Origin of the sequence: Streptomyces actinomycinicus (assembly GCF_016741775.1) — a bacterium.
GTDB classification, from domain to species: Bacteria; Actinomycetota; Actinomycetes; order Streptomycetales; family Streptomycetaceae; genus Streptomyces; species Streptomyces actinomycinicus.
Genome location: NZ_JAERRK010000019.1, coordinates 48,967 through 63,641 on the forward strand (window position 1 = coordinate 48,967; position 14,675 = coordinate 63,641).

Consider the following 14,675-nt stretch of genomic DNA (forward strand, 5'->3'; position numbering starts at 1 on the left):
CCGCCCGGTGCCGTGGAGGATCCCCCGGATCCGGCGGATGATGGGCCTCGGGGCGATGTCGAGACGGAGGTCGCCCGATGGCTGACGCCCGGCACGAACGGTTGCGGCGCACGGGCCTGACCGCCCTGGAGATCTGTGTCGTGGCGGCCCTGTACTTCGGTTCGGCCAGGGCGGGGCTGGTGCAGCAGCTGGTGCGCAGCCAGGTCACCCCCCTGTGGCCGCCCAGTGGTATCGCGCTGACGAGTCTGCTGCTCGGCGGATCGCGGATCTGGCCGGGCATCGCCCTCGGCGCCTTCCTGGCCAACATCTGGCTCGGGCCGTCGCTCGCCGCCGTGCTCGCGATCACGGCCGGGAACACCTTGGCGCCCGTCTGTTCCTACGCGCTGCTGCGCCGGGCGGGGTTCCGCAAGGAACTGGACCGTCTGCGGGACGCGCTCTCGCTGATCTTCCTGGGTGCCTTCACCGGAATGCTGGTCAGCGCCACGACGGGCAGCACGACGCTGCTCCTCGCGGACGCGCTGAGCAGTCACGGCTTCTGGCCGACGTGGTCGGTCTGGTGGACCGGCGACGCGATGGGCGTGCTGGTCGTGACGCCGTTCCTGCTCGTCCTGCGCTCGGCGCGATGGCCGAAGCACGCGTCGCCGTCCCGGTGGGTGGAGGGGCTGCTGCTCACGGCGGCCACCGCCTGTGTCGGCTTGGTCGAGACCAGCAGCACGCCCCTGCTGTTCCTCGGCTTTCCGCTGCTGATCTGGGCCGCCTTCCGCTTCCAGCTGGCCGGGGCCGCACCGTGCGCGCTGGCCGTGTCGACCTTCGCGATCGTCTCCGCCGCCCGGCGGACGGGCCCGTTCGCGGGACACGACCTGCTCACCAACATGATCACCCTGCAGGCGTTCAACACCTCCGCCGCGCTGACCGCGCTGCTGCTCGCCACGGTCATCAGTCAGCGGAACCAGACCGAGCGGGAGATCGCGCGGGCCTGCACCCAGCTCGCCCAGATGGTCGCCAGGATCACCACCGGCGATCAGCGCCCGATGTTCCCCGGCCGGGAGAGCGACCACGACGAGCCGGCCGGGCAGAGCCGGCAGACACAGCAAAGGCCGTCTCCTCAAAGTTGAGAAGACGGCCTCCGACCGGCATCAAAGCTGGTCGGGACGACAGGATTTGAACCTGCGACCCCTTGACCCCCAGTCAAGTGCGCTACCAAGCTGCGCCACGTCCCGGTGCCGTTTGACCTGGGCTTTCCCCGGGCCGAACGCGCACAGAAACAATACCGCACTCGGATCGGTGGTCGCGCGCCCCTTTCCTCGTTGACCTCAAGCTTGGTTGAGGTTGCACGATCGTCCGTATGACGATCACAGCGGACGAAAGCCGCGTGTACGGCTACGACGACCTGTCCCGGCTGATGGGCATGATGACCGGCGACGAGAAACACGGCCCCGCGGCGACCTCCACCCTCGACGTGCTGTGGGTGCTCTACGACCGCGTGCTCCGGGTCACCCCCGAGCGGCGCGACGACCCGGCCCGGGACCGCTTCCTGCTGAGCAAGGGGCACGGGCCCATGGCCTACTACGCCGTGCTGGCCGCCAAGGGCTTCGTGCCGGTGGAGTGGCTGCCGGGCTTCGGGTCGTACGACTCCCCGCTCGGGCATCACCCCGACCGTGTGCTGGTGCCGGGGGCCGAGATCGGCAGCGGGTCGCTCGGGCACGGGCTGCCCATCGCCGTGGGCACCGCGCTGGGCCTGCGGGCGCGGGGGCTGGGCGATCCCGCGGTCTGGGTGCTGATCGGGGACGCCGAGCTGGACGAGGGCAGCAACCACGAGGCGATCGCCTTCGCCGGGCCGGCCGGTCTTGACCGGCTGCACACGGTGGTGATCGACAACTCTTCCGCCAGTCATGCGCTGCCCGGCGGGATCGCCGCCCGGTTCGAGGCCGCGGGCTGGTCCGCGGTGACCGTCGACGGGCGGGACCACGAGGCGCTGTCCGCCGCGTTCACCGCGCCGCATCCGGGCCGGCCGCGCGTGGTCGTGGCCCGCGTCGAACCGAAGAACGCCTGACCCTCCTGCCGCCGCCGTGAAACGCCGTGGCCCGTGTGACCCCGTGGCCGCGGCCCGATGACTCGGCCTCACGGCGCTGACGGCCTCACGGCCGCGCGGCCGCACAGAATCACGGCCTCACTGACTCATGGAAAGGGCCCTTCGATGGACACCATGCGTGACCGCTTCGCCCCCGTCGTCTCCCGGATGCTGGACGAGGACCCGCGGGTCGCCGTCGTCCTCGCCGAGATCGGTGCCGCCGGATTCCAGGAGGCCGCGCGCCGGCATCCCGAACGCGTGATCAACGTGGGCATCCGGGAACAACTGATGATCGGAACGGCGGCGGGGCTGGCGCTCACCGGGCTGCGGCCCGTCGTGCACACCTTCGCCAGCTTCCTCGTGGAGCGGCCGTTCGAGCAGGTCAAGCTGGATCTGGGGCACCAGGACACGGGGGCGGTGCTGGTCAGCGCCGCCGCTTCCTTCGACTGGCCGGCCGGCGGCTTCACCCACATGGCCCCGGGCGACGTGGCAATCCTGGACACGCTGGACGGCTGGACCGTGCACGTGCCCGGACATCCGGACGAGGCCGAGACACTGCTGCACCACGCGGTCGCCGCGGGCGACGACAAGGTGTACGTGCGGCTGTCCGTGCAGTCCAACCGGGCGGGCCGGGTGATCGACGGGCAGCACCTCCGCACGGTCCGCGGGGGCCGCTCCGGGGTGGTCGTCGCCGTCGGGCCGATGCTGGACGCGGTCCTCGACGCCACGGAGGGCCTGGACGTGACCGTGCTGTACGCGACGACCGTACGGCCCTTCGACGCGGCCGGCCTGCGCCGGGCGACGGAAGCCGCGGGCACGGACGTCGTGCTGGTCGAGCCGTACCTCGCCGGGACGTCGACGGCCGCGGTGAACGAGGCGCTCTCCGACGTCCCGCACCGCGTGCTCGGCCTCGGCGTGGGCCGCCGCGAGCTGCGCCGCTACGGCACGATCGAGGAACACGTCGCCGCCCACGGCCTGGACCCGGCGGCCTTGCGGGAACGGATCGGCGGCTTCACGGGCGCTGGACGAGCGGCGGCTGCGGGGTGAGCACCGGGGCCGGGGGCCGGGCGGCCGGCAGGTGCACACCGGAGGCCGGACGAGCGGCTGCTGCCGGGTGAGCACCGGGGTCAGGGGGCGGGGGTGTTCGTGTCCGTGCGGATCAGGTTGCGTATCGCCGGGACGGCGAGCAGGGCGGCGGCCACGACCAGGCTCGTCGCCGCGGCGATGAGCAGCACCCGGTCGGCACCCAGGGCTCCGGCCGCCGGACCGGCGAGGGCCTGGCCGACCGGCATCATGGCGAGCGAGCCCGCGACGTCGTAGGCGTGGATGCGGTTGAGGACGTCGGCCGGTACCTGGGTCTGGACGGTGGTCGCCCACATGACGCTCCAGAACGACAGGCCGACGCCGGCGACGGCGGCCGCGGCCGCCATGGCGGGTACGCCGAGGCCGGCCCCGACGGCCGCCGGGAGGGCGAAGAAGAGGAAGAGGGAGACCGCACCCGCGCGGAGCATGCGGCGGGGCCGGAGCCGGAGCGCGAACAGGCCGCCGACCACCGTGCCCGCCCCCAGCGCCGAGTTGATCAGGCCGTAGGCTCCCGGACCGTGGTTGCGGACCACCTCGGTCGCCACCAGCGGGACGGTCGGCCCCCATGCGGCGATCATGTAGAGACACCAGATCGCGATCACACCCCACAGCCACGTGCGGGAGCGGAACTCCCGCCAGCCGTCGACGAGATCGGCGCGGAAGGCACGCGGTCCGGAGCCGGTGGCGGCGCGGCCGCCCGGGGGGAGCGGGGGCAGCCGGAGCAGCAGCAGGCACAGCGCGCTGACCGCGTAGGTGGCGGCGTGCGCGGCGAAGACACCGCCGGGCGAGGCCAGACCGACCAGGACACCGGCGACGGCCGGGCCGGCCAGCTGAGCGGCGGACTCCGCGATGCGGATCGCCCCGTTCGCGCCCTGGACGTCGGCGGCGAGACGGGGCACCGTGCTGGCCACGCCGGGCTGGAACACGGCTCCGGCCATGCCGTTGACGACACCTGTGGCACAGATCTGCCAGAGCACCACGTGACCGGTGAAGAACAGGCCCGCGGCGAGGGCCTGGGTGCCGAGCCGGACGAGGTCGGCGCCGATCATCAGTCTGCGGGTGCTGAACCGGTCGGCGATCACCCCGCCGAAGACGACCAGTCCGGCGAACGCGGCTGCCGTGGAGGCCATGGCGAGGCCGACGGCGCCCGCGCCGTACCCGTGCTCCAGCAGGCCGGCGGCGAGGGCCACGGGCAGCATGGTGTCGCCGAGGCGGGCGACGGCCCGGGCCGCGAAGAACAGCGCGAAGTCCCGCGACCAGACGGGCGGGGCCCCGCCCGCTTCCCCGCGTACCCGCTGGGCGGCGGTGCCGCGCCGTGCACCCGTTCCGGTCATGCCGAGTTCTCCCCTCCCTGTCCCCGCGTGGCCCGGCCACACTGCCGTCCGGCGAGCGGCGCGAGGAGACGGTGGCGCCGTACGGGGCGGATGCACCCCGCAGACGGCCCGGCCCTCGGGCCGTCGACCCCACAGCTCCTCAGGGCCGTCGACCTCACAGTTCCTCAGGCCTCCCGCCCCGCCCTGTGTCGCGCGCCGCCGACGCGCGGGATCATGCCACGCCGCGGCCCCTGCCCACCGGGGTTTTCACTCCCCGGGCGGCATCCCCAACTCGGGGTGGGCGTCCAGGAGTCGGGGCGGGGCGGCCTGGCGCCAGGAGTCGGCGAGGATGTCCCGCAGCTCGCCCTCGTCCTCCAAGGCGCCCAGTCTCACCCGCACCCAGGCGAACTGGGCCTCGTGACCGGCGATCCAGAACTTGTCCGGCTCCGCCAGCACCAGTTCGTCGCGTTCCTCCTTGGGGCACCGCACCGCGATGGACGTCTCGTCCTCGGGCAGGGTCGCGAACATCTTGGCGGCCACCCGGAACGTGGGCATGCTCCAGGCGGTCTTCTCCGTGGTGTCCGGCAGGGACAGGGCGATTCGGCGTACGTCTTCGGCATCCGGCATGCCACGCACCGTAGCCCCTGCCACTGACAGTCACTCCGCCGAAGCCCCAGGCCGCTCGCGGAAGGAGGCGGCCGGGGCTGTCACGCCTGTGCCGCCTCCCCCAGGGCCTGCAGCACCGGGCGGATCAGCGGGTGTTCCTCGGCACCCCGGCGTACGGCCGCGAAGACCCTGCGGGTCGGGGCGACGCCGTCGACGGGGCGTACGACCACGCCGCTGAGGTCCATGCCGCGCAGCGCCGAGCGCGGCACGAGGGCCACGCCGACGTCGGCCGAGGCGAGGGCGACGACGGCCCTGAAGTCGTCGGAGGAGTGCTCCAGGCGGGGCTCGAACCCGGCACTCTCACAGGCGAGGACCACCACGTCGTGGCAGGGATTGCCCGGGTACGGGCCGATCCAGGGGTCCTTGGCCAGTTCGGCGAGCGGCACCTCGGGTGCGTCCGCCAGGCGGTGCCCCACGGGTACGACCGCGTCGAACGGCTCGGCGTAGAGCGGTACGTGGGTCAGGCGGGGGTCGTCGGCGGGCGGCGCACCCCGGTACTCGACGGCCACCGCCACGTCCACCTGCCGGTCCAGGACCATGGGGAGGCTGGCGTCGCCCTCGGCGTCCTGGACCCGGATCCGTATCCCCGGCGCGGCGGCGACGAGGCGGGCCACCGCCGGGGCCACCACCTGGGCGATGCCGGTGGCGAAGGCAGCCACGGTGACCGTGCCGGCCTCGCCCGAGCCGTACGCGGCCAGCTCGGCCTCGGCCCGCTCCAGCTGGGCCAGGACGGCATGGGTGTGGTTGAGCAGGATCTCGCCGGCCGGGGTGAGCCGTACGCCCTTCGCGCCGCGCTCGACCAGGCGGTGCCCGGTCTCCTGCTCCAGGGCCGTGAGCTGCTGGGAGACGGCGGAGGGGGTGAGGTAGAGCGCGGCGGCCGCCGCCGTGACCGTGCGGTGGTCGGCCACCGCACGGAGGATGTGGAGCCGCCGTGCTTCGATCATGCCTTCCAGTATCCCAGGGCGGCCGCCCTGGTCAGGCCTCCAGCTGGGCGCGCGCCGCGATGAAGGCGTCGACCGCGCGGTCGACGTCCGCCGTGGAGTGCGCGGCGGACAGCTGGACGCGGATGCGGGCCTGTCCCTGCGGGACGACCGGGTAGGAGAAGCCGATCACGTAGACCCCGCGCTCCAGGAGCAGCTCGGCCATGCGGCCCGCCTTCGCCGCGTCGCCGATCATGACGGGCGCGATGGCGTGGTCGCCGGGGAGGACGTCGAAGCCCGCCTCGGTCATCCGGCTGCGGAACAGCTTGGTGTTCTCGGCGAGCCGGACGCGCAGGTCGTCGGCGGACTCCAGCAGGTCGAGGACCTTCAGGGAGGCGGCGGCGATCACCGGGGCCAGCGTGTTGGAGAACAGGTACGGGCGGGAGCGCTGGCGCAGCAGGGCGACGATCTCGGCGCGGGCGGCGACGTAACCGCCGGACGCGCCGCCGAGGGCCTTGCCGAGGGTGCCGGTGATGATGTCGACGCGGTCCATGACGCCGTGCAGCTCGGGGGTGCCCCGGCCGGTCGGGCCGACGAAGCCGACGGCGTGCGAGTCGTCGACCATGACCATCGCGTCGTACCGGTCGGCGAGGTCGCAGATCTCGGCGAGCGGGGCCACGTAGCCGTCCATGGAGAAGACGCCGTCGGTGACGATCAGGCGGCGGCGGGCGTCGGACGCCTCCTTGAGCTTCGCCTCCAGGTCCGCGAGGTCCCGGTTGGCGTAGCGGTAACGGCGGGCCTTGGACAGCCGGATGCCGTCGATGATGGAGGCGTGGTTGAGGGCGTCGGAGATCACCGCGTCCTCCTCGCCGAGCAGGGTCTCGAAGACGCCGCCGTTGGCGTCGAAGCAGGAGGAGTACAGGATCGTGTCCTCCTGGCCGAGGAACGCCGACAGCCGGGCCTCCAGCTCCTTGTGCACTTCCTGGGTGCCGCAGATGAAGCGGACCGACGCCATGCCGTAGCCCCAGCGGTCCAGGGCCTGGTGCGCGGCGGCGATCACCTCGGGGTGGTCGGCGAGGCCGAGGTAGTTGTTGGCGCAGAAGTTGAGGACCTCGCCGGGACGGCCGCCGGCGGTGACGTTCACGGTCGCGGACTGCGGGGTGCCGATGACGCGCTCGGGCTTGTGCAGGCCGGCGGCGCGGATCTCGTCGAGGGTGGCGCGCAGGTCGTCACGGACGGTTTCGAACATGGGTGCTCCTGAAAGTGCTGACGGGGTGAGGGCGTTCGCGTTCCACGGCTCGTGCCGTGCCACGGCTCACGCGGTCCAGTCGAGGATGACCTTGCCGCCCTTGCCGCTCGCGGCGTCGGCGAACGCGGTCTCGAAGTCCCGGTAGTCGTACCGGCCGGTGATCACCGGGGCGAGGTCCAGGCCGCCCTCCAGCAGCACGGACATCGCGTACCAGGTCTCGAACATCTCACGGCCGTAGATGCCCTTGATGGTGATCATCGAGGTGACGATCCGGGCCCAGTCGACGGGGAACTCCTGCGCGGGCAGGCCGAGCATGGCGATCCGGCCGCCGTGCGTCATGTTGGCGATCATGTCGCGCATGGCCTCGGGCCGGCCGGACATCTCCAGGCCGATGTCGAAGCCCTCGCGCAGGCTCAGCTCCCGCTGCCCGTCGGCGATGGTGGACTCGGCGACGTTCAGGGCGAGGCTCACCCCTATCTTGCGGGCGATCTCCAGGCGCTCCTCGCTGACGTCGGTGATGACGACGTTGCGGGCGCCGGCGTGCCGGGCCACCGCGGCGGCCATCAGGCCGATCGGTCCGGCACCGGTGATCAGCACGTCCTCGCCGACCAGCGGGAAGGACAGGGCGGTGTGCACGGCGTTGCCGAAGGGGTCGAAGATCGCGGCGACGTCGAGGTCGACGGGGATGCGGTGCACCCAGACATTGGACGCGGGCAGGGCGACGTACTCGGCGAAGGCGCCGTCACGGCCGACTCCGAGGCCCACGGTGGCCCGGCACAGGTGGCGGCGGCCGGCCAGGCAGTTGCGGCACTTGCCGCACACGAGGTGGCCCTCTCCGCTGACGCGGTCGCCGATGCGGATGTCGGTGACGTCGCGACCGGTCTCGACGACCTGCCCGACGAACTCGTGCCCCACCACGAGCGGCGTGCTGATCGCCTGCTGGGCCCAGCCGTCCCAGGCCCGGATGTGCAGGTCGGTACCGCAGATACCGGTCCGCATGACCTTGATCAGTACGTCACCGGGTCCGATGGCGGGCTCCGGGACGTCCGTCAGCCAGAGTCCCGGCTCCGCCTTCTGCTTGACCAGCGCCTTCACGCAACGGCTCCTGAGGGTGAGGCCCGGGCCGCGGGCATGCCGAAGAAGCCCGCACCGGGTCAGAGGGGTGGAATCACTCCGCAATCTGCCGTATGTGCGGACCGGGGTCCATCGAGCTTTTCTTAACCGCCGCCTCAGCTTTCCTTCAGGCCCCGCGCAGAGCCCTTGGCACAGCCGCGTTCCGTGCCTCTTTCGATGTCCGCCGCGTCAGAGGGGCAGGCCGCCCTCCGTACTCCGTTCGAGGCGTAGGACGAGGTCGGCGGCGAGCGTCTTGATGGTCTCCAGGCCCGCCCTGCCCCAGGCCCGGGGCTGGATGTCGGCGGCGCACACGGTGCCGAGCGTCATGCCGGAGCTGTCGATGAGCGGGGCGCCGAGATAGGACCGGATGCCGTACTCGTCGACGACCGGGTTGCCCGCGAACCGGGGATAGTCGCGGACGTCCTCCAGCACCAGCGCTTTGTGGCGGACTACCACATGGGGGCAGAAGCCATAGTCGCGCGGCAGCGTCCGGCCGATCTCGGCTCTGCTGCCGTCGTCCCGTACGACCGGGGCGGTGGCGGGGGTACTCAGGCCCGCGAAGTACTGGTGGTCCTCGCCGATGAAGTTGACCATGGCGTAGAGCGCGCCGGTGAGCTGGGCCAGGTGGCCTGCGAACGCGTCGAGCACCGGATCGGGCCGGTCCGCCAGGCCGAGTCGGCGCAGCCGGTGCACGCGGGCGGGGGCCTCCTTGTCCTCGGGGGTGAGCAGCAGACCCCGGACCGGCCGGGGCGGCTCGTAGCTCATGACCGGGCTCCGTCGCTGTGGACGTCTCTCATATAGCGGCTCCGTGGGCGGTAGGGCGGGATCACATGTGGGCGCCATGGCTGGGCATGGTCGCCGGGGCGTGGGCGAGGAGGTGGCGTACGAGGGTGAGCAGGGTCTGCACGCCGGAACTGGAGATCCGGGCGTCACAGCGCACCACCGGCACCTCCGGATCGAGGTCGATGGCGGCCCGCACCTCGTCGGGGTCGTAGCGCAGGGAGCCGTCGAACTCGTTGACGGCGATGATGAAGGCGAGCCCGCGCTCCTCGAAGAAGTCCACGGCGGCGAAGCAGTCCTGCAGGCGCCGGGTGTCGGCGAGGATCACCGCGCCGAGCGCGCCCTCGGACAGCTCGTCCCACATGAACCAGAACCGCTCCTGTCCCGGCGTGCCGAACAGGTAGAGCACGTGTTCCGGATCGAGGGTGATCCGGCCGAAGTCCATGGCGACCGTGGTCTCCATCTTGTTCTCGATGCCGTCGAGACTGTCCGTGCCGACACTGACCGTGGTGAGCAGCTCCTCCGTGCTGAGCGGCGCGATCTCGCTGACCGCGCCCACGAAGGTCGTCTTGCCGACTCCGAACCCGCCCGCCACAAGGATCTTGAGCGCGGTGGGGAACGGGTCAGAGCTGTCGTCGTAGTCCATCGAGCACTGCCTCCAGCAGAGACCGGTCAGTGGGGATGTGGTGGTAGGCGGGCGGCTTGGTGGTCAGCGCGCCGCAGTCGACGAGGTCCGACAGCAGCACCTTGGTGACCACGGCGGGCAGTTTCAGCTGGGCGGCGACCTCGGCTACGGAGACGGGTGCGCGGCACAGGTCGAGAGCCTGTGCGTGCTCGGGCCCGAGGTAGCCCAGTGGGGTGACGCCGGTGGCCATCACCTGCGACATCAGGTCGAGGGCGATGCTCGGCTCGGTGCGGCCGTTGCTGATCGTGAAGGGGCGCACCAGCCGCCCGGCAGCGTCGTCCAGCCAGGGCCCGTCGCCGGCTGCGGCCACGCTCAAGTCCTCGTCGCCGTGGCATCGACGGCGTGCTGCCGGGGTGCGGTGACCAGGTAGGGGCGGACGCTCTTGACCAGCATCGCCATCTCGTAGCCGAGCACCGCCGCGTCGGCCTCCCGGCCGGCGAGCACCGCGAGGCAGGTCCCGGAGCCGGCCGTGGTGACGAACAGCAGCGTCTTGTCGAGTTCGACGACGACCTGGCGGACGTCGCCGCCGTCCCCGAACCGGACGCCCGCGCTGCGGCCGAGGGAGTACAGACCGGAGGCCAGGGCCGCCATGTGGTCGGCGCTGTCGAGGTCCAGGCCGTGTACGGACTTCACCAGTCCGTCGCAGGACAGGAGCACCGCGCTGGAGGTGTGCGGTACGCGCTGCACGAGGCCGCTCAGCAGCCAGTCGAGGTCGGTTGCGTGGGCGGTCGGCGCATCGCTGGCCATGGTGGATCGACTCCTTGGGGTACGAACGTCTGAGGGAGCGCTGGGGCGGGGGTACGACATACGGGGGTACGACATACGGGTGCGGGGGCGGTCATCCGGCCGGTGCGCTCCCTTCGGGCCGGCCGGTGCCGCGGGTGCCGTCGGATGCGGGCACATGAGCGGGTGCCTGGGGTATGGGGGCGGGCACCATGTGTTCCGAGGCCCCGTGTTCGGGGCGGGTGCGTGTGGGTTCGGCGGATTCCGGTGCGGCGGACTGGAGGTGGCCGGTGTACTCCGGGTAGTCCGACTCCAGGTGCTGCTGGGCTTCGGCGAGTCCGATCCCGCGCTGGAAGGCGGCCATCAGGCCGGGGTCGTGGCCGGCGACGGTGTCGGTGTCCTGGCGGGGCGCGGGACCGCCGCGCAGCTGGGGCACGATGTGCTGCTGGGCGCGGCGGCGCGGGAGTTGGGGCTTGTCCATCGTGCCGCGTACGGTGCCGTCGCGCGGGGTGGGTGCGATGCCCGCGTGCGCCTCCACCACCGGCCGGTCCGCGGCGCTGACGCCGGGCACCGCGTCGGCGGGGGTGGGCCGGGTCTCATGGGCGCCGCGCACGGGGAGCGGGGCGGGGGCACCTCCGTGCCGCCCACCGTTCTCCGTGCCGTGCGGGCCGGATCCGCTGTCGGCACCGGGGCGCCCGGCTCCGGCGTCCGCGCCACGCCGTCCCGGACCGCGCTGGGCGTGCCGCCGCCGGCCGGTTGCCGGAGCCTGCCCGCCACCCGCCACGCCCTCGGCACCGGCACCAGCACCAGCACCAGCACCAGCACCAGCACCAGCACCAGCACCAGCACCAGCAGGGGAACTGCCCATGCCCCCGGCCGCGGAACCGACGCCCGGTCCGCTGGCCCCGCCGCCCGCGCCCGGCGGCCCGGCCTGGAGAGGAACGTGGCCGCCCCGGGGCGCTTCCGCCGGCTGCGCGGGCGCGGGCGGCGGTGCCACGGCGGCCCCCGGCTGCTGCGGCTGCCCGGCTCCCGCCGGATCCTGCGGCTGCGCCGCGCCGGCTCCGGCACCCGCGCCCGCCGTACCCGGTGCGTTCCCCGACAGCGCCTGGGGGACGACGAGTACGGCCTGCACACCGCCGTAGATGTTGGTCTGCAGCCGCACGTGGATGCCGTGCCGGCGGGCGAGCTGGGAGACGACGTAGAGGCCGATGCGGCCGTCGGCCAGCAGGCTGGCGACGTTGACCTGGTCGGGGTCGGCGAGCAGGGCGTTCATCCGGTTCTGCTCGCCGACGGGCATGCCGAGCCCGCGGTCCTCGACCTCCACGGCGAGCCCGGAGGTGACGAGGTTGACGCGGAGCAGCACCTGGGTGTGCGGGGCGGAGAACACCGTGGCGTTCTCGATGAGTTCGGCGAGCAGGTGGATGACGTCGGCGACGGCGTGGCCGCGCAGTTCGCCGTCGATCGGCGGGACGAGCTTCACCCGGGAGTACTGTTCCACCTCGGCGATGGCCGAGCGCAGCACCTCGGTCATGCTGACCGGATTGCTCCACTGCCGCCGGGAGACCGCGCCGCCGAGCACGGCGAGGTTCTCGGCGTGCCGTCGGATACGGGTGGCCAGGTGGTCCACGTGGAACAGACCCTTGAGCAGGTCGGGGTCCTCGATCTCGTTCTCCAGGTCGTCCAGGATCGAGATCTCCCGGTGCACGAGGGACTGCAGCCGGCGCGCCAGGTTGACGAAGACCTCCAGCTTCTGTTCGCTGCCCGTCTGACTGGAGAGCTGGGCGGCACGCACGACGGCGGTGACGGCGCCGTCGTGCGCGCGGGCCAGGTCGGCGGCGAGCAGCTCGAAGTCGTCGGCGTCCACCGGCGGCCGGCGGCGCTGGCTGCGCTGGGGCGGGGCCTCGCCCTGCCGGAGCGCGTCGACCAGCGCGTGCAGGTCGGCCTCGCCGTGGGCGGCGGTGCGGCGCAGCGCGTCGACGCGGTCGGTGACCGAGCGGGCGGCGCGGTCGGCGGCCACACCCGCGATCAGGATGCCGGCGACGGCCACGCTGACCGCTCCGGCGAGCACGGCCCACAGGGTGGGGGCGGGGCGCACGCCGGAGGAACGGATGCTGAACAGGACAGCGGCGGTGCCGCTGAGCGCGACCGCGAGGGGCGGCAGCACGGCGAGCCGCATGAGCTGGGGCCGTATGTGCCTTTCGGGCAGTGCGGGAGCGGGTCGGGCGACCGGTCGCCCGTGCCGGCCGCCCTCGCGGCGGTCGGCGCGGGCGGCCGGTGCTCGGAGGTGAGACATCTGCGTCCTCGTACTGGTCCGTCGGGCTCGATTCCTCGTGCGGTGCGCGCAGCGGGCGTGGCGCCGGTGCCGGGCACGCGTCATCGCGGCGTCGGCCGACGGGACCGGTGCATCCGGCCGCGCGTCGTCCGACGGACACTCACAGTAGTTGCCTGCGCATCATGTGCGGTGGGCAGTTGCCAAACTCCCCCGCACAGCATCCCGCTCTGGTATGAGGCCTCGTACGAAGGTCCGATGACCCCGACCCGCACCTCGAACCGATCCGAAAGAACAACGATAGGACCTGGTCAGAACCGACCCGAAAGGGAAAAGGGCGGATGACGGTCCGGCGCACTCGCGCCTCTCGTCATCCGCCCGTTTCCGGCAGTCACCTGCTCGCGGCCCCGGCTCGGACCGCCTCCCTCGAACGCCGGACCCCTCCCGCCACAAACACGCAGAGTCATGCCCTTGGCCTGACCTGCGGTCGGACCAGCGCTTTCCCGGCGAGGGGTCGCCGGTCCCGCGCGTCAGCCGCGCTTGGGCGGCTCGGCGACGAACGCCCCGACCGAGCGCCAGGTCCGCCGGGCGCTCCCGGAGGCGCTCCGCCACCACGCCTCCGCGGGCAGCTTCCCGGCCGGTTCGAAGGGCTCGCCGGGGCGGGGCAGGGCCACGGCCTGGCCGGCCTCCTCGGCGGCCTCCTTGGTCCACTCCCCCGGCTCGGCCCAGGGGTGCGGGGCGAGGTTGAAGGTGCCCCAGTGGATCGGCAGCAGCACACCGTGGGGCGCTCCGCCCTGCAGATCGAGGTGGGCGCGCAGACCTTCCTCCGGGGTCATGTGGATGTCTGGCCAGAACTCGCTGTACGCCCCGATCTGGATCATCGTGGCGTCGAACGGGCCGTGCGCGGCGCCGATCTCCGCGAAGCCGTCGAAGTAGCCGGTGTCACCGCTGTGGTAGATCCGGTGTTCCTCGCCGGCGACGACCCAGGAAGCCCACAGGGTGTGCTGGGTGTTGCGCAGGCCGCGGCCGCAGAAGTGGCGGGCCGGGGTCGCGGTGAGAGTGAGGCCGCCGACCCGGGTGGACTCGTGCCAGTCCAGCTCGCGCAGCCGGTCCGGGGAGACGCCCCAGTGCTCGAGGTGGGCGCCGACACCGAGCGGTACGGCGAACAGGGTGTCCGTGCCGGCCAGGGCCTTGATCGTGGGAAGGTCCAGGTGGTCGTAGTGGTCGTGCGAGATGACGACGACGTCGACCGGGCCGAGGGCGGCCAGCGACAGCGGCACCGGATGCAGCCGCTTGGGCCCGGCGAACGGGAACGGGGAACAGCGCTCGCCCCAGACAGGGTCGAACAGGACCCGGTGGCCGTCGATCTCCGCGAGCACGCTGGAATGGCCCGTCCAGGTCAGCCGGAGCCCGGTGGCGGGCACCTCGGCCAGGTCGGCGTAGGTCGTGGGATGCACCGGGACGGTGCCCCGGGGCGCGCGCAGGGGCCGGGTGTCCTTGTCCAGGAAGACCTTGGCGAGGTCCAGCGAGGAACCGGAGGGGCGGGTGCGCGCGGGACCGCCGGGATTCTGGAAGACACCGTCCTTGAAGTGCGGCGAACGGCGGATCCGCGCCAGGCGCTCACCGCCCGGGTCCGCGCCGAAGGCCGCGGGCCGCAGCGCACGGAACCCGGAGTTCGGGGAACGCAGTCCGGACACGGTACCTCCCGGTGGAGTGGATGAGGCCCTCCATTATGGTCGGCCCCTCCGACAGTCCGGACGCGGCGGGTGCGGCGCCTGTGTCCCGAACGCTCCGATCAGCGCG

The 14,675-nt window shown here is 72.8% G+C and carries 14 protein-coding genes and 1 tRNA gene; 3 read left to right on the plus strand and 12 right to left on the minus strand.

Features of this window, described 5'->3' with window-relative positions; all coding sequences use genetic code 11:
- Nucleotides 1–77 precede the first annotated feature (77 nt).
- Nucleotides 78–1,115 carry an MASE1 domain-containing protein gene (locus tag JK359_RS28855; RefSeq protein WP_201841755.1) on the plus strand — a complete coding sequence of 346 codons (1,038 nt, stop codon included), beginning with the start codon at nucleotides 78–80 and terminating at the stop codon, nucleotides 1,113–1,115.
- Between the two features lie 28 nt (nucleotides 1,116–1,143).
- On the opposite strand, the gene JK359_RS28860 is transcribed toward JK359_RS28855, so the two are convergent.
- Nucleotides 1,144–1,220: transfer RNA gene (locus JK359_RS28860), tRNA-Pro, on the minus strand.
- Nucleotides 1,221–1,345: 125 nt separating this feature from the next.
- Here JK359_RS28860 and JK359_RS28865 point away from each other — a divergent pair.
- Nucleotides 1,346–2,053 carry a thiamine pyrophosphate-binding protein gene (locus tag JK359_RS28865; RefSeq protein ID WP_201841758.1) on the plus strand — a complete coding sequence of 236 codons (708 nt, stop codon included), beginning with the start codon at nucleotides 1,346–1,348 and terminating at the stop codon, nucleotides 2,051–2,053.
- Nucleotides 2,054–2,197: 144 nt separating this feature from the next.
- The gene (locus JK359_RS28870) at nucleotides 2,198–3,118 is read left to right on the plus strand and encodes a transketolase family protein (protein WP_201841761.1); all 921 of its coding nucleotides are present in this window, start codon (nucleotides 2,198–2,200) and stop codon (nucleotides 3,116–3,118) included.
- An 80-nt stretch (nucleotides 3,119–3,198) separates the two neighbouring features.
- Here JK359_RS28870 and JK359_RS28875 read toward each other — a convergent pair whose 3' ends face one another.
- The 11 genes from JK359_RS28875 to JK359_RS28925 form a co-directional block, all read right to left on the minus strand.
- Nucleotides 3,199–4,488, minus strand: coding sequence for an MFS transporter (locus tag JK359_RS28875; protein ID WP_201841764.1), 1,290 nt, complete (start codon nucleotides 4,486–4,488; stop codon nucleotides 3,199–3,201).
- A gap of 246 nt (nucleotides 4,489–4,734) precedes the next feature.
- The gene (locus JK359_RS28880) at nucleotides 4,735–5,094 is read right to left on the minus strand and encodes an MmcQ/YjbR family DNA-binding protein (RefSeq protein WP_201841767.1); all 360 of its coding nucleotides are present in this window, start codon (nucleotides 5,092–5,094) and stop codon (nucleotides 4,735–4,737) included.
- Nucleotides 5,095–5,174: 80 nt separating this feature from the next.
- Nucleotides 5,175–6,077 carry a LysR family transcriptional regulator gene (locus JK359_RS28885; RefSeq protein ID WP_201841770.1) on the minus strand — a complete coding sequence of 301 codons (903 nt, stop codon included), beginning with the start codon at nucleotides 6,075–6,077 and terminating at the stop codon, nucleotides 5,175–5,177.
- A gap of 31 nt (nucleotides 6,078–6,108) precedes the next feature.
- Nucleotides 6,109–7,302 (minus strand): glycine C-acetyltransferase, encoded by a 1,194-nt coding sequence (locus JK359_RS28890; protein WP_201841773.1) that lies wholly within the window; start codon nucleotides 7,300–7,302, stop codon nucleotides 6,109–6,111.
- 66 nt (nucleotides 7,303–7,368) lie between these two features.
- Nucleotides 7,369–8,397 carry an L-threonine 3-dehydrogenase gene (tdh, locus tag JK359_RS28895; RefSeq protein WP_201841777.1) on the minus strand — a complete coding sequence of 343 codons (1,029 nt, stop codon included), beginning with the start codon at nucleotides 8,395–8,397 and terminating at the stop codon, nucleotides 7,369–7,371.
- Between the two features lie 207 nt (nucleotides 8,398–8,604).
- The gene (locus JK359_RS28900; protein WP_201841780.1) at nucleotides 8,605–9,180 is read right to left on the minus strand and encodes a GAF domain-containing protein; all 576 of its coding nucleotides are present in this window, start codon (nucleotides 9,178–9,180) and stop codon (nucleotides 8,605–8,607) included.
- 61 nt (nucleotides 9,181–9,241) lie between these two features.
- Nucleotides 9,242–9,841 (minus strand): GTP-binding protein, encoded by a 600-nt coding sequence (locus JK359_RS28905; RefSeq protein ID WP_201841783.1) that lies wholly within the window; start codon nucleotides 9,839–9,841, stop codon nucleotides 9,242–9,244.
- Nucleotides 9,819–10,190 carry a DUF742 domain-containing protein gene (locus JK359_RS28910; protein WP_201841786.1) on the minus strand — a complete coding sequence of 124 codons (372 nt, stop codon included), beginning with the start codon at nucleotides 10,188–10,190 and terminating at the stop codon, nucleotides 9,819–9,821. Before JK359_RS28910 ends, JK359_RS28905 begins: the two co-directional genes overlap by 23 nt.
- Nucleotides 10,191–10,192: 2 nt before the next feature.
- The gene (locus JK359_RS28915; RefSeq protein WP_201841789.1) at nucleotides 10,193–10,627 is read right to left on the minus strand and encodes a roadblock/LC7 domain-containing protein; all 435 of its coding nucleotides are present in this window, start codon (nucleotides 10,625–10,627) and stop codon (nucleotides 10,193–10,195) included.
- A 91-nt stretch (nucleotides 10,628–10,718) separates the two neighbouring features.
- Nucleotides 10,719–12,896, minus strand: a complete 2,178-nt coding sequence (locus tag JK359_RS28920; protein WP_201841792.1) for an ATP-binding protein — start codon at nucleotides 12,894–12,896, stop codon at nucleotides 10,719–10,721.
- A 506-nt stretch (nucleotides 12,897–13,402) separates the two neighbouring features.
- Entirely contained in the window at nucleotides 13,403–14,569 is a 1,167-nt protein-coding gene (locus tag JK359_RS28925) for an MBL fold metallo-hydrolase (protein ID WP_201841795.1), read from the minus strand.
- Between the last annotated feature and the right edge of the window lie 106 nt (nucleotides 14,570–14,675).